Here is a 16,463-nt window from a genome sequence, read left to right as displayed (position 1 = left end):
CGTCCATTCGTAACAAAATATTATGAGAAAGCCAAGGATAATCAAAATCATAAATTTCTTCCCTTTATCCAAAATGGATCATTTTCAGACCCTAGTCGTCTAATCTTTAAATCAATGTGAACATTTAATTTCACCTTTTCATGATAAACCTCAGGCCAGTCATTTTTTACCTTTTTCCATATTTTTGGTTTATACCAGGATAGATATTCACCGAATTGAAAAACATCTGCTTTTTCTTCTTGGGATGCCTTTAAAGTGGCTTTAATCCTATTTCGAATTTGTTTTTCGGCTGTTAGCTCAAGTTGAGCTATGTTTTTTTCATTTGATAAGTTGATATTGGAATGAGATTCAGAAATATGCCCTTCCGCATTTATATCGACATTAAAAGTGAAAGGTTTGTTTTTGGAAGGGCGAATCTTTGAATTGGCGTTCATGACTAATAAACTAATCAAATGTTGATCTGTTGGAGAATTCATGGTTACTTCGGCATCTTTTATCAGGTTGCGAAGCCATAACGCCCCCCGGCCAGCTTTTGTGTCTAATTTTCCGACCATTTTGTAATTATGAAATAAGGCCATCTCTCCGGGACTGACAAAAAGCCCCTCTTTCCCACCTTCACTTAGCATTTTCATGATTTTCTTAGATAAAAGGCTGACAATCATATCACCGCTATGAGCTTCAAGGAAGTCTTTTGTTGTTGTATCCATAGTGATCTTTCTTTGCGTAAAAGATGTGGGAATGCTACTTGGAAATCGTTCAAATATTGGAGTTAATTTTTCGATATCCTTTGCTTTTCCCGGTGCAATTAATAAAGCCTGATTAATATTCAAACTTGGTTCCCGGACAACAAATTCTAATATATCTTTAATACCATCCCTGGCCATTTCTTCACTAATGATAATGATCCTTGTATGTCCCCAGCTGATATTTCTGGTTATGGTTGCCTGTATTTTTTTATAGGCTTCCGTAAACGATTTTCCAGTTGCAGAAAGAATTGTATATGGTTTTCCGGATGAACCTGCACCGCCGAGATCACCAGGTACAAGGCGATTTGGCAGGGTAAAAGAAAGACTTACCTCCATGTTTCCTTTTGCGGCTTTATCAATGTAAATGCCTGCAACAAACGCTCGTTCATTGAGTTCTAATTGTGACCAGCACCCTGTTAATAACAAAGGGCATAACAAGATGAGCCATTTTAATCTTTTCATTAATCTTCATCATCCTCGAGTATGGATTTCTCGATATTTGAGCGAATCTGATCATTTGCCCCGGAAAAGGAGGGCCGGCTACGCATCATCCACCATGGAACCCGGATAAAGATATCCTTTAAATCACTGATTCTAAGCGGTGCTGTTGGCGAAAGATAGGGCATGCCAAACGAACGCAGGCTTACCACATGGATATAAATCAGAATGACGCCGATCATTAAACCGAATATTCCGAAGGTACCCGCCAAAATCATGATTGGAAAACGGAGTAAACGGACGGAAAATCCTAAATCATAACCTGGTATCACGAAGGAGGCAATCCCAGTTATGGAGACGATGATGACCATAATCGCCGAAACAATCCCTGCTTGTACAGCTGCTTGTCCAATGATGATTGCGCCAAGGATACCGATTGCCTGTCCTACCGCTTTTGGAGTACGAATCCCAGCTTCACGTAAACCTTCAAAGGCAAGTTCCATCAGTAATGCTTCCACGATGCTTGGAAAGGGTACATTCTCACGTGATGCAGCAACACTTAATAAAAGACTCGTAGGAATCATTTCCGGATGGAAGGTGGTAATCGCTATATAAAAGGATGGGAAAGTCAGCGAAACGATTAACCAGCCGTAGCGGAGCAAGCGAATAAAACTAGTAAGAAAATATCGTTGGTAATAATCCTCAGCGGCTTGGAGAAACATGTAAAAATTAACAGGTGCAATAAGGGGGATCGGGTCACCGTCAACAAAAATAACCACTCTCCCTTCCAGTAAGGCTGCCGCCGCCACATCTGGGCGCTCTGTTTTTTGTGATTGAGGGAAGGGTGATAACGGCCGATCATCGATACACTCCTCAATATAGCTGCTCGCCAAAATGCCATCTATTTTTATCCGGTTTATCCTTTGTTTCACTTCTTCAATTAAGTCATCCCGGCAAAGTCCTTCGATATAACTAATGATGACTTTCGTTTTTGTATATTTTCCGATTATAAGTTGTTCCATTTTTAAATCCGGTGATTTTATTCTTCTGCGTATCATAGTGACATTTGTATGGATATCCTCCAAAAATGCTTCTCTTGGTCCCCTGATAACATTCTCATTTGTAGTTTCACTACCGGTTCGTTTTTCAAAGCTTGTTAGCGGAAAAGCAATCATGCGGCTATCGCCTTCGAAAAAAACGACAACTTTTCCGTCCAAAATATTCTCGGAGGCTTCCTGCATATCGGTAAGAATGCTCGTACACATTGTGCTGATCGATTGTAAATCAAGTATTTTATGAATTAATTCATTAGGGGATGCAGCGAAATTAGGTGAAACAATATATTTTAATACTTGGTCATCAAATAATTGCTGATCCACCATACACTGTAAAAACACAATCCCACAGCGCGTTTGATTTGCCGTTAATTCGTGAAAGGTGATATCAATACTTTGTTGGAAGGTGTCTCTAAACCATTCCATTCGTACTTCAAAATCAGACCCTAAAAAGACTTTTCTATTTTCCTTTTGGGTTTTCTGCAGACTTTTCAATTTTGAAAAAATGGACATACTTTCTCACTCCACGAACTTTTTGTTAGAATTCCCCCTTTTTAGTAAAAATATTTTTGGGAAAAGAACATAATCATTAACGGGACTTAAATCACGACCCAAATAATGAGAATGCACTTGGTATTGGAACGGGAGTAAAAGTAATGTCTCTGGACACTTATTTCTCAAATTGTTTTTCTTCCCATGGTTCAAAAGAAAATGGAATTCCAACCATTTTTGCTGTCAGCTCATCATAGGACACTAAATCCTTTCTTGACAACTCTTTTAAAGAGCGTTTTCCCATTGCTCTTAAAGCCATTTTCATTTCTTCTGCACTCGCTGTTAAGAACTTTTCTGCTGTTTTTTCCCCATCTTCTCTCTTAAATTGATCCTTGAACTTGCCGTCATACCACATAGCTTGTGTTGGCGGTTCAAATGGAAGGGCATTCAATACTTGATCATGTGCAAGAGCAAACAACATAGCAGAGCCTACATATACAGCGTCCGCTCCGAGTGCAAGGACTTTTAAAAAATGTCCGGGGACTAAAAGTCCTCCTGAAACGACTAAACTAATCTTTCCCTTCACCTTTCTTTTTTCAAGATGATTTACCGCTCTGACTACTGCATGCAAGGTAGGGATTCCAAAATCATCTAATAATATAGGAGGTGCACCCTTCATGGCTGCTTGTCCGCCATCAATGGTAATAAAGTCAACCCCCATAAAGATTAAATGATCAATATCTTCTTCAATTTTTCCACCTGCGCCAATTTTGACACCTATAGGAACACCACCTGATCGGACGCGAAGTTCCTCCACGAGTAGTTTTAAATCGACTAATGTTTGATCTTCCCAAAAGTTTTCATGAATGACTGCTTCCTCATTTTCCTTAAGTCCCATTACATCACGGGCACGACCTGTTAAGTTTTGTGCCGGGATTTTTTCGCCCATTCCCGCTACTGCACCCTGGCCCAATTTGATTTCAATCATATCAGCACGGCTAAATAAATGGTCTTCCTTTGCCCAATCTGTTTTCGAAAATTGTAAAATATACCTTCCGGCTGAGTCTAATTCTTCAGGTAGGATTCCACCTTGCCCTGAATTAATCGCTGTTCCTGTCTTTTTAGCAGCAGTTGCCAAAGAAAGCCTGGCTTGTTCACTAAGTGAAATTCCAAAGCCCATTCCACTGATCATTAGTGGAATTTTTATTTCCATTGGTTTTTTTGCCCTTGGCCCAATGGTTACCTTAACATCTACATCATCTTCACCATCAACTGGAAAGGGTGATGTTTGTGCGGGGATAAAGGTAATCGGATCCAAATGCGGCCATTTTTTTGAAGAGCCGCCAAGCGGGCGATAAAGGACAGTCCCTGTTTCAGCTCTCAAGCTATTTTCCAACATATTTTGAATGCCCATATGCCGAAGGCCTGGGATTAGTTCCATAATATTTTCCTGATAACTGTCAGATAACATGATTTTCCCGGCCTTTTTCACGATTAGTTTCATCACCCAGCGCCAGCCGACGAGCATGAATAAAAACATGATAAATAGGAGGGACATCATTGTAAAAGATATATAAAAGAATAGGTTTGCCATTGTCACTTCTCCGATAGTAAAGAAAATGGATCGAATAATTTGATCATTTATTAAATATTCACCTGTTTTTGTCCTCCCATGGTTCAAAGGAAAACGGAATTCCAATCATTTTGGCCGTTAATTCATCATAGGAAACTAAATCCATTCTAGATAACTCTTTTAAAGAGCGTTTTCCCATTGCTCTTAATGCCATTTTTATTTCCTCTGTACTTGCTGTTAAGAATTTCTCTGCTGATTTTACTCCTACGTCAATCTTAAATTGATCCTTGTATTTCCCTTGATTCCAAACAGCTTGTGTCGGTGGTTCAAACGGAAGGGCATTTAAGGATTGAGGATGTGAGACGCTAAATAACATAGCAGACCCTAAATATACAGCATCAGCTCCGAGGGCGAGCGCCTTTAAGAAATGTCCGGGAACTAGAAGTCCGCCTGAGGCAATTAAACTAATTTTTCCCTTCATGTTTCTCTTTTCAAGATGATTAGCAGCCCTGACAATTGCATGCAGAGTAGGGATTCCGACGTCGTCAGCTAAAATAGGAGGGGCACCATGTGTTGCTGCTTGACCGCCATCCACTGCAATATAATCAACACCAATGTAGATTAAATGATCAATATCTTCTTCAATTTTCCCGCCAGCTCCTATTTTCGAGCCAATGGGAACTCCACCTGTGAGACTACGAAGCTCATCAACAAGTTCTTTCAAATCATCCAGCGTTTGATTCTCTACAAAATTATCATAAATAACGGCATCCTCGTTTTCCTGTAACCCCATCAGTTCACGGGCACGGCCTGTTAAATTTTTAGGAGAAATTTTCCCGCCGGTTCCGAGTAATGCTCCTTGCCCTAACTTAACTTCGATCATATCGGCCCGCTTAATTAATTTTTCTTCCTTTGACCAATCTGTTTTGGAAAACTGTAAAATATATTTTCCGCCGATATTGATTTCCTCAGGTAAAACTGCCCCCTCACCAGAATTAATGGCGGTTCCAACATTATTAGCTGCTTGTGCTAATGAGATTCTCACTTCCTCACTGAGTGCAATCCCATAGGCCATGCCGCTGATCATTAACGGAATTTTTATTTTCATCGGTTTTTTTGCTTGTGGCCCAATGGTTACTTCCACATCAACATCTGCTTCACCGTCAATCGGAAAAGGTGAGGTTTGGGCAGGTATAAAGGTAATCGAATCAAAATGCGGCCATTTTTTTGAAGAGCCAAGCGGGCGGTGGAGGACGTCACCAGTTTCTGCACGCAAGCTATTTTCAAGCATATTTTGAATGCCCATATGACGCAGTCCTGGCATCAACTCCATGATATTTTCTTGATAACTGTCTGTTAAAATAATTTTTCCCATTTGTTTCACCATTCGTTTCATGAACCAACGCCATCCAAGAAGCATGAATATAAAAATCGTAAAAATTATTGCTACCATTCCAAAAGTCAAATAATAAAAAATATTTGCCATAGTTATTTCTCCAAATTCCGCATAGTTTCAATAATAAAGTCAATCAATCTTATTATATCCAAAAAAAGGGAAAACTTATGAATATCAAGATAATACTTAGAAAATAGTCTAGATTTATGTATATAACATCGTATTAAAATTTCAATTTACACTAAACTATATACATATAAAAACAGGGGGATTATGTGATGAATATAATGAATGATCTTAGTCATCGGTCTTGGCCATTACCATCAAAATATTGGATTATGCGACAAACTTGGAGAAATTTATTGTTTTTGCATTGGCCAATTCCACTTAATATACTACGGCCACATATTCCTTCTTCTTTACAAATTGATACGTTTAATGGTTCCGCATGGTTAGGTGTCATTGTATTTGTTTTAGAAGGAATCTATCCCCGTGGAATATCATCTGTTTCCCTAACCCCTAAATTTCCAGAAATGAATGTAAGGACATATGTAACATGCGATGGAAAACCCGGTATTTATTTTTTATCTATTGATGTTGAGAACTGGGCTTCCTTGAAGATTGCAAAAAGATGGTTTCATTTACCGTATTATTCGGCACAAATTTCTTTTCGAAAAGAAGGACAATCCTTTCATATTCATAGTAGTCGGAACGGTAATTTTAATACTCCTATATTATTTAAGGGGAAATACGTTCCGGTATCGGAAGTTTATTTTCCAAAGGAAGGAACACTAGACCATTGGCTTACTGAGCGCTATTGTCTCTATAGTTCGAATAACGGAGGAAACATTTATTGCGGTGAAATACACCATCCGCCTTGGCCGTTGCAAAAGGCAGAAATAGAGATATTCAGGAACACCCTTTTTTCTCCTTTTCATTTTGACATATCTCAAGTGGGTCCTATCGCGCATTTCTCCGCAGGGGTTGAGTCGCTAATGTGGAATATTAAGAAAATACGGACCTATTAAAAATATTTGTTAAGTGGAGGAGTATAAATTTAATTCGTGTATATTTGGGTTAGTCAGGATAAATTATATATTTATGGAATTATTACTGTGAAATACCAATTTGAGGGGGAGCTTAATGGTTAAGCATAAAACGAAAGTTGCATTCTCTTTAGCTGTATTAATTTTTCCTTGGCTAACCGTTCCTTTTATGGGAATAAGAAGTTTTTTGAGGTTTTTACCTGTAGCAAGCTTTACCAATTTATTTTTAAGCGTATTCAGCCTAATTTGTTATAAGAAAAAATGGTGGATCACTAAAAGTCCTATATCTCCTGGTCCAATAGATTTTACATTTATATTGGGTCCTTTTTTTGTAGCAACACTTTGGATCTTTAAATTAACATTCGGAAATTTTCCAAAGTACTTACTTACAAATATGGTGTTGGATGTCATAAATGCTTTCCCGTTACCCTATATAGGGAAAAAATTCGGAGTTGTCAAATTTATAAAGATGAAACATACTACCTGGTATTTTATTTGTATATTCTTGTCGGTTATTATTTATGGCTTTCAGTATGTTGTAGAACAATCAATTAAGAGGGCTGCTAGTCTTAAAAACGCAGAGTTTTCATTTAATAAAGAATCAAGATAGGTTTAAAGAAATACTTCTCACTCCACGAACTTTTTGTTAGAATTCACTGTTCCTTATAAAAATATCTTTGAAAAGGGAAAAACCTCCAAGAATGGAGGTTCCTTTTATTTTCGAGAGAAAATGCCAATGATGACGATTGATATAACGATTCCCCAAATTAAAATTTTTAGGGGGGATTTAGAAGTAAACAGTCGTCTTTTTCCGCTTGCCCAATAAGTAGCATCCTTAATTGAATTGGAAAGCTCCTTTTTGTTGTAATAAGGAATCACTCCAAGGAAAAATCCACCAAGTAATCCGAATAAATGGGCGGTAATATTAATATTTGGCTGTAAAAATGTCATAATTAAACTGAGGACGCAAAGAACAAGGATAATATGTGAGTTTTGTCTTGAAAGCCAATTTTTACGAAAAATAATAATCGCTACATAATATCCAAAAAGGCCAAAAATTGCTCCACTTGAGCCGACGTGGGTATAGCTGAGCGGCTCAAGGAGAAGCGTTGCGAGGTTGGCAATCAGTCCTGATACAAGATAGACCAATAGAAATTTAACCCCGCCAAGCATTCGTTCAAGCGCTGGGCCGAACAGCAGCAAAGAAACACTATTAAAAAGCATATGGGTAAAACCGCTATGTAAAAAGGTCGGTGTAATGAGCCGCCAGTATTCTCCCTCCAAAATATAAAGGTTTACACCTGACAGATGTTCAAAAAACCAGTAGTTTGGAAAGATAGGCAGTACGGTGAAAAGAAATAAGACTACATGAATGGTAATAATAGTAGAAACAATTGGATACAAACGGATAAATTCACGAAAGGTTTCCGTTCTTGTAAACATATATGTACCTCCGGGAGCATTTGCGACTTGTACATTATTATTTATGCTGTTTATAAACAAAATAGAAGGATGATGAAGCATGATTAAAGGGATTGGGATTGATATTATTGAATTGTCACGGGTTCAGGATTTATTACATAGACACCGAAAATTAATTGACCGAATTTTAACTGACCAAGAGAAACAAAAATTCGAGGTGCTTTCCGAGCGAAGACAGGTTGAATTTTTAGCCGGAAGATTTGCAGCAAAAGAGGCTTTTTCGAAAGCTGTCGGCACAGGGATTGGAAAAGAGCTGTCCTTTTTGGATATTGAAATTGACTCGGATTCTTTAGGGAAGCCCTATTTGGTAAAGCCGGAAATCAAGGGCCATTTATCTATTTCTCATAGCAAGGAATATGTCGTGGCCCAAGTGATTATTGAGAATGAAGTGATAAAAAATTAACTGCTTGACCCTCCTCATTAGCATATTCCTAAAGGTTGTCTCATATATTCATAGAGAATTAGGAGAGACAAGGTCAGCTATGGTCATTTTGATAAGCGATTATTCTGGCCCCTGCCTTTCTCTTCTCCATAATCATATGAAATGAGACAAGAAGGGGTTGAAGGAATGAGGAAAAAGTTGATGCTGCTGATCACGGGACTAATGGTCATCTTTTTGCTGGCAGCTTGTGGGTCGAAGTCTCAGGGTGATGTAGTAAAAGAGTTAAGTGGTAAACTTAATGACCTATCGGGTTATAAAGTAAATGCAAAAATGACCCTAAAAATGGGCACGGATTCTCAAGTGTATAATGTTGAAATCTGGCAAAAGGACAAGAAGTTTTATCGAGTAAATCTAAAAAATGCCGAAAAAGACCAAAGTCAAATGATTTTAAGGAATGACGAAGGGGTATTCGTTCTAACTCCAGCCCTAAATAAGAGCTTCAAATTTCAGAGCGATTGGCCGCAAAACAGCAGCCAGGCCTATCTATATGAATCATTAATTAAAGATATTATGATGGATAAAGAGGCAAAATTCTCCTCAACCAAGGACTACTATGTATTTGAAACGAAAACACGCTATCAAAATAATAGCATGCTTCCATTCCAAGAAATTAAACTAAATAAGAAGGATTTATCACCGGCAGTGGTTAAAGTAATGGATCCTGACCGAAATCCACTTGTAACAGTTCAATTTGAAAAAGTGAAGTTTAATGCAAGCTTTGATAAAGACGATTTTAAATTGAAAAAGAATATGACAAGAGCACAAATTGGAATGCCGGCAATGGCAGAACCAAAAGATGCTGCTTTTACGGTTAAATATCCAACAGCCAAAATTTCAGGTACGAAGTTAATTAAGGAAGATGAAGTAAGCATTGAAGACGGCAAACGGGTTGTATTAACCTATGACGGCAAAAAATCCTTTACACTTGTACAGGAAAAGGTAACAGTGAAAGATGCATCCACTTCTCCGACGTACGTGGAAGGGGATTTGGTAGATTTGGGAACGACCATTGGCGCTGTATCAGATCACTCTATTTCTTGGACACAAGACGGGGTCGATTACATGATTGCTTCGAAAAATCTGTCAAGGGATGAAATGATTGAAGTAGCACAATCTGTACAGGGTGATGCTGTTAAATAGGATATCTTGTAGCAGGCTCTTTTAGAGCCTGTTTTCTTTTTGATTTGGAGCAATTAAATTGTTTTATGATAAAATAATATTGGAGTTTAATTATCGTTTTTAGGAAGTGGAAAAATGGAAGAGCGCAGCTTTTTCTATCGAGATACATGGGCGGAAGTAGACTTGGATTGTATTCATACGAATGTTTCGTCCGTTAAAAAGCTTCTGCCCAAAGAGGTGGAAATCATTGCAGTTGTAAAAGCAAATGCTTACGGCCACGGGGATGTACAAGTGGCCAGAGAAGCGCTTGATGCAGGTGCAACCCAATTGGCCGTTGCCTTTATGGATGAAGCCCTTGCTTTAAGAAAGAAAGGAATAACAGCACCGATTCTTGTGTTAGGTGCCAGCCGTGCTGAGGATGTACAAATGGCTGCAGATAAACAAATAACCCTTACCGTTTTTCAAAAGGATTGGCTGCTTGAAGCCCAAAGACATTTAAAAACAGATAGCAGGGTGTCTGTTCACATAAAGCTGGATACGGGAATGGGTAGACTTGGTATTCGCAGTAAAGAAGAAGTTGAAGATTTTGAGCAACTGGTATCCCTTGATCAGCGTTTTCACCTTGAAGGAATCTTTACTCATTTCGCTACAGCAGATGAACTGAATCAAAATTATTTCAATCAGCAATTCGAGCTTTTTCAAGAGTTGGTAAGTGTGCTGAAGGTACGGCCAAAGTATGTTCATTGCAGTAATAGCGCCGCAACGCTTAGATTTCAAAGCGGCATTTATAACGCCGTTCGTCTGGGGATTGCTATGTACGGATTGACACCATCCCTTGAGATGGAACCTGAAATCCCATTTTCTTTGAATGAAGCCTTTTCACTGCACTCAAAACTTGTCCATGTAAAACAACTGAGTAAAGGTGATAAAATAAGTTACGGTGCTACGTATGAGGCAAGCGGGGATGAATGGATTGGAACCGTGCCCGTTGGCTATGCAGATGGGTGGATTCGAAAATTGCAGGGTCAGGAAGTATTAGTCAATGGAATACGTGTGCCAATTGTCGGCAGAATCTGTATGGACCAATTCATGGTGCGGCTACCACATGAGGTACCTGTTGGCACGAATGTAACGTTAATTGGGAAAGACAACAATCAGTTTATATCTGTCAATGAAATTGCAAAAAAAATGGAGACCATCAATTACGAGGTTCCGTGTATTATAACGAATCGAGTCCCTCGTCTATATATAAAAGGCGGGAAAACGGCCGAAATAAAAAACTATCTTCTTTAGAAAAAACGCTAATTTTGATAAATAAACTATGTTGATTGGGGAGCGTAGCGACGAGGAGGCTCTCCGAACCGCTTGTGCCTAGAGCGGAAATCAACAACTAAGTTAAACAGAGCCTTAGAAAAAAGAAGGCGTATTTATTAAATTTAAACATATTTATATTATTGCGGACTTTTTATGCATAAAAGCATCTTTTATTGGCTTATAATACAATAGTATTATAATTAGTCTATGCATTTAGGTTGAATAGTGTTATTATAAAATATGGTACAGAGAAAAATTGGTGTGTAGTGATGGTGGAGGTGTATGTTTGTGTCTGAATCCGGCGCAACTACGGAGATCTTAGTGAAATTACCGCAACATCTTTTAACCGAGTTAGATGGTTTTGTAAAGCTTGAAAATGTGAATCGCAGCGAATTTATTTATCAAGCAACAAAAATGTATTTACGCGAACGTAAAAAAAGACAAATTCGCGAATCCATGAGACGTGGATATATGGAAATGGCTAAGATTAATTTAAGGATTGCATCTGAAGCATTTCAAGCAGAATACGAGGCAGAACACACAGTAGAACGTCTTGTAAGCGGAGGATAATCCTTTGATTGTCAAGCGTGGTGACGTATATTTCGCGGACCTATCCCCAGTTGTTGGTTCTGAACAAGGCGGCGTCCGTCCTGTACTTGTCATCCAAAACGACATCGGGAATCGGTTTAGTCCCACCGTTATTGTTGCAGCGATTACAGCTCAAATTCAAAAAGCGAAGCTTCCGACTCATGTTGAAATAGACGCGAAGCGCTACGGTTTTGAACGAGACTCAGTCATTCTTTTAGAACAAATTCGTACAATAGATAAGCAGCGGTTAACCGATAAAATTACCCATCTCGATGACGAAATGATGGAAAAAGTGGATGATGCCTTGCGTGTAAGCATCGGTCTCATCGAATTTTAGCTAAGCACGCTCTTTTTGAAAGGGCGTTTTTTTATACATATTCTACTCTTCTACTGTGTTTTTCTGCTGAAAGCAAGCCCGCCGGCTTGCTTTTTTGTTGCTAAAAAAGCAAAACCATGGTTGGTGAATCGCTCAGTTTTATTTGATACAATAATATGGAAATGATGAAGTGGAGGATTGTTTAAGTGAATGATACAGTCGTAAAAGATGAGCAGTTGTTGTTTGGTAAGATTGCATCCGAGCAAGCAATTTCCGCCAAGCAAGTTAAAAGTGTGATTTCTTTGCTAAACGAAGGCAATACAGTACCTTTTATTGCCCGTTACCGTAAGGAAATGACTGGAGCGCTTGATGAAGTGCAGATTCGCAATATTTTAGAACGCTGGCAGTATATTCAAAACCTCGAACAACGTAAAGAAGAGGTTCTGAGGATCATTGCTGAACAAGGAAAACTAACTGAAGATTTGAACAAGAGCATCACCCGTGCTGAAAAGCTTCAGGAGGTTGAAGATTTATATCGGCCTTATAAACAAAAACGCCGAACAAAAGCAACCGTTGCAAAAGAAAAAGGTTTGGAACCTTTTGCAGAGTGGCTTATGACTTTCACAAAAGAAAATGTGGAAAATAAGGCACAGGAGTTCTTATCTGAAGAAAAAGAAGTCCTTTCCGTTGAGGATGCCATTGCGGGAGCTAAAGATATCATCGCGGAATGGGTAAGTGATGATGCTGAAGGGCGAAAATGGGTTCGGAAAGAAACCTTTAAATCTGGTACAGTCTCATCAGCAGTTAAGGAAGAGGACAAGGACGAAAAGAAAGTTTATGAAATGTATTATGAATATGAAGAACCTGTAAGCAAAATTGTGCCCCATCGTATTCTAGCTCTTAATCGCGGCGAAAAGGAAGATATTTTACGAGTTTCAATCAAAATGAATACGGATCTAATCTTGAATTATCTTTCGAAAAAGTGGATTCGTAATCAGCATTCACCTGCGGCACCAAGTGTAGTTGAGGCGATCGAAGATAGTTATAAAAGATTAATCCAGCCCTCTATTGAAAGAGAAATTCGCAGTGAACTAACTGATAAAGCAGAGGAGCAGGCGATACATATTTTTTCTGAAAATCTTCGGAATTTGCTTTTGCAACCGCCGCTTAAAGGAAAAGTCGTAATCGGAGTCGATCCGGCATATCGAACAGGCTGTAAACTTGCTGTTGTGGATGAAACTGGAAAGGTTCTAAAGATTGATGTCATTTACCCACATCCACCGGTTTCAAAAACAAAAGAGGCTAAAGAAAAGTTCATCCAAATTTTACGTGAGTATAAGGTAGAAATGGCTGCCATCGGAAACGGTACGGCATCAAGAGAAACAGAGCAGTTCGTGGCGGATATCTTAAAAGAGATGGACGAAGAAATTTTTTATTTAATTGTCAATGAAGCGGGAGCTAGTGTTTACTCCGCATCTGATTTAGCAAGAGAAGAGTTTCCGAATTTCCAAGTAGAAGAGAGAAGTGCTGTATCGATTGCCCGGCGCTTACAGGACCCGCTTGCTGAGCTGGTGAAGATTGACCCGAAATCTGTAGGAGTGGGTCAATACCAGCATGATGTTTCCCAAAAACGATTATCAGAATCGCTAAATTTCGTGGTGGAGACCGCGGTTAACCGTGTAGGGGTCAATGTGAATACTGCATCATCGTCCCTTTTGCAAAATGTTGCGGGTTTAACCAAAACGGCGGCAAACAATATTGTGAAAAAACGGGAAGAGGAAGGGAAATTTACAAGCAGAGTTCAACTAAAAAAGGTACCGCGGCTTGGGGCAAAAACATATGAACAAGCAATAGGGTTCCTGCGGGTAATTGATGGAAAAGAGCCTCTGGATCGTACGGGAATTCATCCGGAAAACTATGATGAAGTGAAAAAGTTATTATCCACCCTTGGATTTTCAACAAAAGATTTAGGTGCAGACGAGTTAAAGGAAGCTCTTAATGGCCTAGACTTAAAAAGTGTTTCAGAAGAGTTAGCGATAGGAGAATTAACCTTAAAGGATATCATCGACGCTTTAGTAAGACCGGAAAGAGATCCGCGTGATGACTTACCCCGTCCTCTATTAAAAAAGGATGTTTTAAAATTAGAGGATCTGAAACCTGGGATGGAACTTCAAGGTACAGTTCGTAACGTGGTTGATTTTGGTGCCTTTATTGACATCGGCGTAAAACAGGATGGATTAGTCCATATATCAAAGCTAAGCAATCGATTTGTTAAGCACCCATTAGATATTGTGTCCGTTGGGGATGTTGTGACAGTTTGGGTAGATTCTGTTGATATGAACAAGGGACGTGTAGCATTAACGATGTTGCCACCAGCAAAGCAATAATCAAGCTGTGAAGGAAAACACTGCTTTTAAGGGCAGTGTTTTTTTCTGTAAAAAAACCAGCATTGGTTTAAAAGCTTGATTTGATAACGGTTCTTTTCATAAAAGGCTCTTTTCATTTGGTTTTGAAACCAAGTCGGCATAGTAAAACCTCCTGAAAGTAAATCATTAAAGGTAAATACAATATATGCTATAATAGGTTGTCACGTTCACTAGAAATATGAAGGTATTTGTTATTTTGTACCGTATTGAAAGTTTTTGAAGAAGAAAATAGTGAAGTGGAAAGTGTGGGAAGAAAAATGGAGGCACCAGAGCTTCAAAGACTGGTTGAAAGGATATCCATTGAAGTGTTTGGAAAACCTTTTCTACATCAAGCTGCGTTTAATTCTAGATTGCGGTCAACAGGCGGAAGATACCTGTTAGGTACACATAATATTGAAATTAATAAAAAGTATCTAGAGCAATTTGGAGAGAATGAATTAATTGGGATTATTAAGCATGAGCTTTGTCATTATCATCTCCATCTTGAAGGAAAAGGGTATCAGCATCGTGATCCTGAATTTAAATGGTTGCTAAAGAAAGTTGGGGCACCCCGATTTTGTACACCACTAAAGGAGAAAGCTCCAAAGAGAACCTTTAAAAAAATACTCCTATATGAGTGCACAAACTGCTGCCTCCGTTATCAAAGAAAGAGAAGTATCGATACAAGCCGGTATGTTTGCGGGAAATGCCGAGGGAGACTGAAGAAAATTAAAGAAGTAATCCAAGAATAGCGTAAGAAAATGGAAAATGATTTTCTTGAAAAATGATGTTGACTTTGAATCCTAACGTCATTATAATATGAAGAGTCGATAAGGTAATTGCCTTATTAAATCTTACTATTCCGCAGTAGCTCAGTGGTAGAGCTATCGGCTGTTAACCGATCGGTCGTAGGTTCGAGTCCTACCTGCGGAGCCATATGGGGAAGTACTCAAGAGGCTGAAGAGGCGCCCCTGCTAAGGGTGTAGGTCGGGTAACCGGCGCGAGGGTTCAAATCCCTCCTTCTCCGTAGTTAAAGGCCCCTTGGTCAAGCGGTTAAGACACCGCCCTTTCACGGCGGTAACACGGGTTCGAATCCCGTAGGGGTCATCAGGGATGGGAAATGAACAATAGCTCATTTCCTGTTTCTCAAAAGATAATGGTCTGGTAGTTCAGTTGGTTAGAATGCCTGCCTGTCACGCAGGAGGTCGCGGGTTCGAGTCCCGTCCAGACCGCCATTTTTTATTTTTCAATCGTTTTTTGATGGGCTATAGCCAAGCGGTAAGGCAACGGACTTTGACTCCGTCATTCGTTGGTTCGAATCCAGCTAGCCCAGCCATCTTAAATATGCGGGTGTGGCGGAATTGGCAGACGCACCAGACTTAGGATCTGGCGCCGCAAGGCGTGGGGGTTCGACTCCCTTCACCCGCACCATTAATTACCACTTGAAATAAGCGTGTAATTTTGATATGATTACTTTTGTCGCTAATTTATACGCGGTCGTGGCGGAATGGCAGACGCGCTAGGTTGAGGGCCTAGTGGGGGCAACCCCGTGGAGGTTCAAGTCCTCTCGGCCGCACCAAAATTACTCTTGACAAGACGAAATGGATTTGTTAAGATATAAAAGTTGCTTGTAAAATATTGCGCCCGTAGCTCAATTGGATAGAGCGTTTGACTACGGATCAAAAGGTTATGGGTTCGACTCCTTTCGGGCGCGCCATTATTACGGGAAGTAGCTCAGCTTGGTAGAGCACTTGGTTTGGGACCAAGGGGTCGCAGGTTCGAATCCTGTCTTCCCGACCAGTTAAATATAATACGCGGGTGTAGTTTAGTGGTAAAACCACAGCCTTCCAAGCTGTTGTTGTGGGTTCGATTCCCATCACCCGCTCCAAATTGATTTTGTGATTGTTCTTTGAAAACTAAACAAACAAAAACGTCAACAAACAATAATATTCATTTCTTTTGAAATGAAGCCAACGTAACATTCGAGCTAAATCAACTTTCTTGGAGAGTTTGATCCTGGCTCAGGACGAACGCTGGCGGCGTGCCTAATA

At 39.4% G+C, this 16,463-nt stretch carries 15 protein-coding genes and 10 tRNA genes; 19 read left to right on the top strand and 6 right to left on the bottom strand.

The window, feature by feature from the left end; genetic code table 11:
- Nucleotides 1–47 precede the first annotated feature (47 nt).
- From E2K98_RS25875 to E2K98_RS25860, 4 genes are all read right to left on the bottom strand, one after another.
- Nucleotides 48–1,208, bottom strand: coding sequence for a Ger(x)C family spore germination protein (locus E2K98_RS25875; protein ID WP_133339290.1), 1,161 nt, complete (start codon nt 1,206–1,208; stop codon nt 48–50).
- Nucleotides 1,208–2,752: a spore germination protein gene (locus tag E2K98_RS25870; protein WP_133339288.1), complete on the bottom strand. Its 1,545-nt coding sequence runs from the start codon at nt 2,750–2,752 to the stop codon at nt 1,208–1,210. The genes E2K98_RS25875 and E2K98_RS25870 overlap by 1 nt, the downstream gene beginning before the upstream one ends.
- Before the next feature lie 157 nt (nt 2,753–2,909).
- Nucleotides 2,910–4,325, bottom strand: coding sequence for an FMN-binding glutamate synthase family protein (locus tag E2K98_RS25865; RefSeq protein ID WP_133339286.1), 1,416 nt, complete (start codon nt 4,323–4,325; stop codon nt 2,910–2,912).
- Nucleotides 4,326–4,383: 58 nt separating this feature from the next.
- On the bottom strand, nt 4,384–5,790 hold the full coding sequence (locus tag E2K98_RS25860; protein WP_133339284.1) for an FMN-binding glutamate synthase family protein: 1,407 nt from the start codon (nt 5,788–5,790) through the stop codon (nt 4,384–4,386).
- Nucleotides 5,791–5,978: 188 nt separating this feature from the next.
- Between E2K98_RS25860 and E2K98_RS25855 the strand changes: the two genes are divergently transcribed.
- On the top strand, nt 5,979–6,728 hold the full coding sequence (locus E2K98_RS25855) for a YqjF family protein (protein WP_133339282.1): 750 nt from the start codon (nt 5,979–5,981) through the stop codon (nt 6,726–6,728).
- A 115-nt stretch (nt 6,729–6,843) separates the two neighbouring features.
- Entirely contained in the window at nt 6,844–7,356 is a 513-nt protein-coding gene (locus E2K98_RS25850; RefSeq protein ID WP_133339280.1) for a hypothetical protein, read from the top strand.
- A gap of 104 nt (nt 7,357–7,460) precedes the next feature.
- Here the strand turns inward: E2K98_RS25850 and E2K98_RS25845 are convergent, their stop codons facing one another.
- The gene (locus E2K98_RS25845; protein WP_133339278.1) at nt 7,461–8,189 is read right to left on the bottom strand and encodes a rhomboid family intramembrane serine protease; all 729 of its coding nucleotides are present in this window, start codon (nt 8,187–8,189) and stop codon (nt 7,461–7,463) included.
- 79 nt (nt 8,190–8,268) lie between these two features.
- On the opposite strand from E2K98_RS25845, the gene acpS reads away from it, so the two are divergent.
- The 6 genes from acpS (at nt 8,269) to E2K98_RS25815 (ending at nt 14,394) form a co-directional block, all read left to right on the top strand.
- A complete protein-coding gene (gene acpS / locus E2K98_RS25840) occupies nt 8,269–8,631 on the top strand; it encodes a holo-ACP synthase (protein ID WP_133339276.1) in 363 nt (120 codons plus the stop codon).
- A 165-nt stretch (nt 8,632–8,796) separates the two neighbouring features.
- The gene (locus tag E2K98_RS25835; protein WP_133339274.1) at nt 8,797–9,810 is read left to right on the top strand and encodes a LolA family protein; all 1,014 of its coding nucleotides are present in this window, start codon (nt 8,797–8,799) and stop codon (nt 9,808–9,810) included.
- A 114-nt stretch (nt 9,811–9,924) separates the two neighbouring features.
- On the top strand, nt 9,925–11,082 hold the full coding sequence (gene alr / locus E2K98_RS25830; RefSeq protein WP_133339272.1) for an alanine racemase: 1,158 nt from the start codon (nt 9,925–9,927) through the stop codon (nt 11,080–11,082).
- A gap of 309 nt (nt 11,083–11,391) precedes the next feature.
- Nucleotides 11,392–11,673: a CopG family ribbon-helix-helix protein gene (locus E2K98_RS25825; protein ID WP_026574158.1), complete on the top strand. Its 282-nt coding sequence runs from the start codon at nt 11,392–11,394 to the stop codon at nt 11,671–11,673.
- A gap of 4 nt (nt 11,674–11,677) precedes the next feature.
- On the top strand, nt 11,678–12,028 hold the full coding sequence (locus E2K98_RS25820; protein WP_026574157.1) for a type II toxin-antitoxin system PemK/MazF family toxin: 351 nt from the start codon (nt 11,678–11,680) through the stop codon (nt 12,026–12,028).
- A 185-nt stretch (nt 12,029–12,213) separates the two neighbouring features.
- Entirely contained in the window at nt 12,214–14,394 is a 2,181-nt protein-coding gene (locus E2K98_RS25815; RefSeq protein WP_133339270.1) for a Tex family protein, read from the top strand.
- Nucleotides 14,395–14,420: 26 nt separating this feature from the next.
- On the opposite strand, the gene cmpA is transcribed toward E2K98_RS25815, so the two are convergent.
- Nucleotides 14,421–14,534, bottom strand: a complete 114-nt coding sequence (cmpA, locus tag E2K98_RS25810) for a cortex morphogenetic protein CmpA (protein WP_133339268.1) — start codon at nt 14,532–14,534, stop codon at nt 14,421–14,423.
- A gap of 156 nt (nt 14,535–14,690) precedes the next feature.
- Here cmpA and E2K98_RS25805 point away from each other — a divergent pair, with 156 nt between their 5' ends.
- The 11 genes from E2K98_RS25805 to E2K98_RS25755 all read left to right on the top strand — a co-directional run bounded on the left by E2K98_RS25805 (nt 14,691) and on the right by E2K98_RS25755 (nt 16,300).
- Nucleotides 14,691–15,164, top strand: a complete 474-nt coding sequence (locus E2K98_RS25805; protein ID WP_133339348.1) for a SprT family protein — start codon at nt 14,691–14,693, stop codon at nt 15,162–15,164.
- Nucleotides 15,165–15,273: 109 nt separating this feature from the next.
- A tRNA-Asn gene (locus E2K98_RS25800) sits at nt 15,274–15,348 on the top strand.
- A 3-nt stretch (nt 15,349–15,351) separates the two neighbouring features.
- Nucleotides 15,352–15,439, top strand: a tRNA-Ser gene (locus E2K98_RS25795).
- Between the two features lie 8 nt (nt 15,440–15,447).
- Nucleotides 15,448–15,519, top strand: a tRNA-Glu gene (locus E2K98_RS25790).
- A gap of 51 nt (nt 15,520–15,570) precedes the next feature.
- Nucleotides 15,571–15,647 (top strand) — tRNA-Asp (locus E2K98_RS25785).
- A 26-nt stretch (nt 15,648–15,673) separates the two neighbouring features.
- Nucleotides 15,674–15,748 (top strand) — tRNA-Gln (locus tag E2K98_RS25780).
- Between the two features lie 10 nt (nt 15,749–15,758).
- A tRNA-Leu gene (locus E2K98_RS25775) sits at nt 15,759–15,843 on the top strand.
- 62 nt (nt 15,844–15,905) lie between these two features.
- Nucleotides 15,906–15,991: transfer RNA gene (locus tag E2K98_RS25770), tRNA-Leu, on the top strand.
- 61 nt (nt 15,992–16,052) lie between these two features.
- Nucleotides 16,053–16,129 (top strand) — tRNA-Arg (locus E2K98_RS25765).
- Nucleotides 16,130–16,135: 6 nt separating this feature from the next.
- A tRNA-Pro gene (locus E2K98_RS25760) sits at nt 16,136–16,212 on the top strand.
- 14 nt (nt 16,213–16,226) lie between these two features.
- A tRNA-Gly gene (locus tag E2K98_RS25755) sits at nt 16,227–16,300 on the top strand.
- Nucleotides 16,301–16,463 lie beyond the last annotated feature (163 nt).

The sequence above is a fragment of the Bacillus salipaludis genome, assembly GCF_004358205.1.
Note: the sequence above shows the minus strand (reverse complement) of the source record. Positions and strands in the feature narration are given on the sequence as shown.

Coding starts and splice junctions, on each gene's coding strand:
- E2K98_RS25875 (WP_133339290.1), bottom strand. CDS start 1,208: ATGAAAAGATTAAAATGGCTCATCTTGTTATGCCCTTTGTTATTAACA.
- E2K98_RS25870 (WP_133339288.1), bottom strand. CDS start 2,752: ATGTCCATTTTTTCAAAATTGAAAAGTCTGCAGAAAACCCAAAAGGAA.
- E2K98_RS25865 (WP_133339286.1), bottom strand. CDS start 4,325: ATGGCAAACCTATTCTTTTATATATCTTTTACAATGATGTCCCTCCTA.
- E2K98_RS25860 (WP_133339284.1), bottom strand. CDS start 5,790: ATGGCAAATATTTTTTATTATTTGACTTTTGGAATGGTAGCAATAATT.
- E2K98_RS25855 (WP_133339282.1), top strand. CDS start 5,979: ATGAATATAATGAATGATCTTAGTCATCGGTCTTGGCCATTACCATCA.
- E2K98_RS25850 (WP_133339280.1), top strand. CDS start 6,844: ATGGTTAAGCATAAAACGAAAGTTGCATTCTCTTTAGCTGTATTAATT.
- E2K98_RS25845 (WP_133339278.1), bottom strand. CDS start 8,189: ATGTTTACAAGAACGGAAACCTTTCGTGAATTTATCCGTTTGTATCCA.
- acpS (WP_133339276.1), top strand. CDS start 8,269: ATGATTAAAGGGATTGGGATTGATATTATTGAATTGTCACGGGTTCAG.
- E2K98_RS25835 (WP_133339274.1), top strand. CDS start 8,797: ATGAGGAAAAAGTTGATGCTGCTGATCACGGGACTAATGGTCATCTTT.
- alr (WP_133339272.1), top strand. CDS start 9,925: ATGGAAGAGCGCAGCTTTTTCTATCGAGATACATGGGCGGAAGTAGAC.
- cmpA (WP_133339268.1), bottom strand. CDS start 14,534: ATGCCGACTTGGTTTCAAAACCAAATGAAAAGAGCCTTTTATGAAAAG.
- E2K98_RS25805 (WP_133339348.1), top strand. CDS start 14,691: ATGGAGGCACCAGAGCTTCAAAGACTGGTTGAAAGGATATCCATTGAA.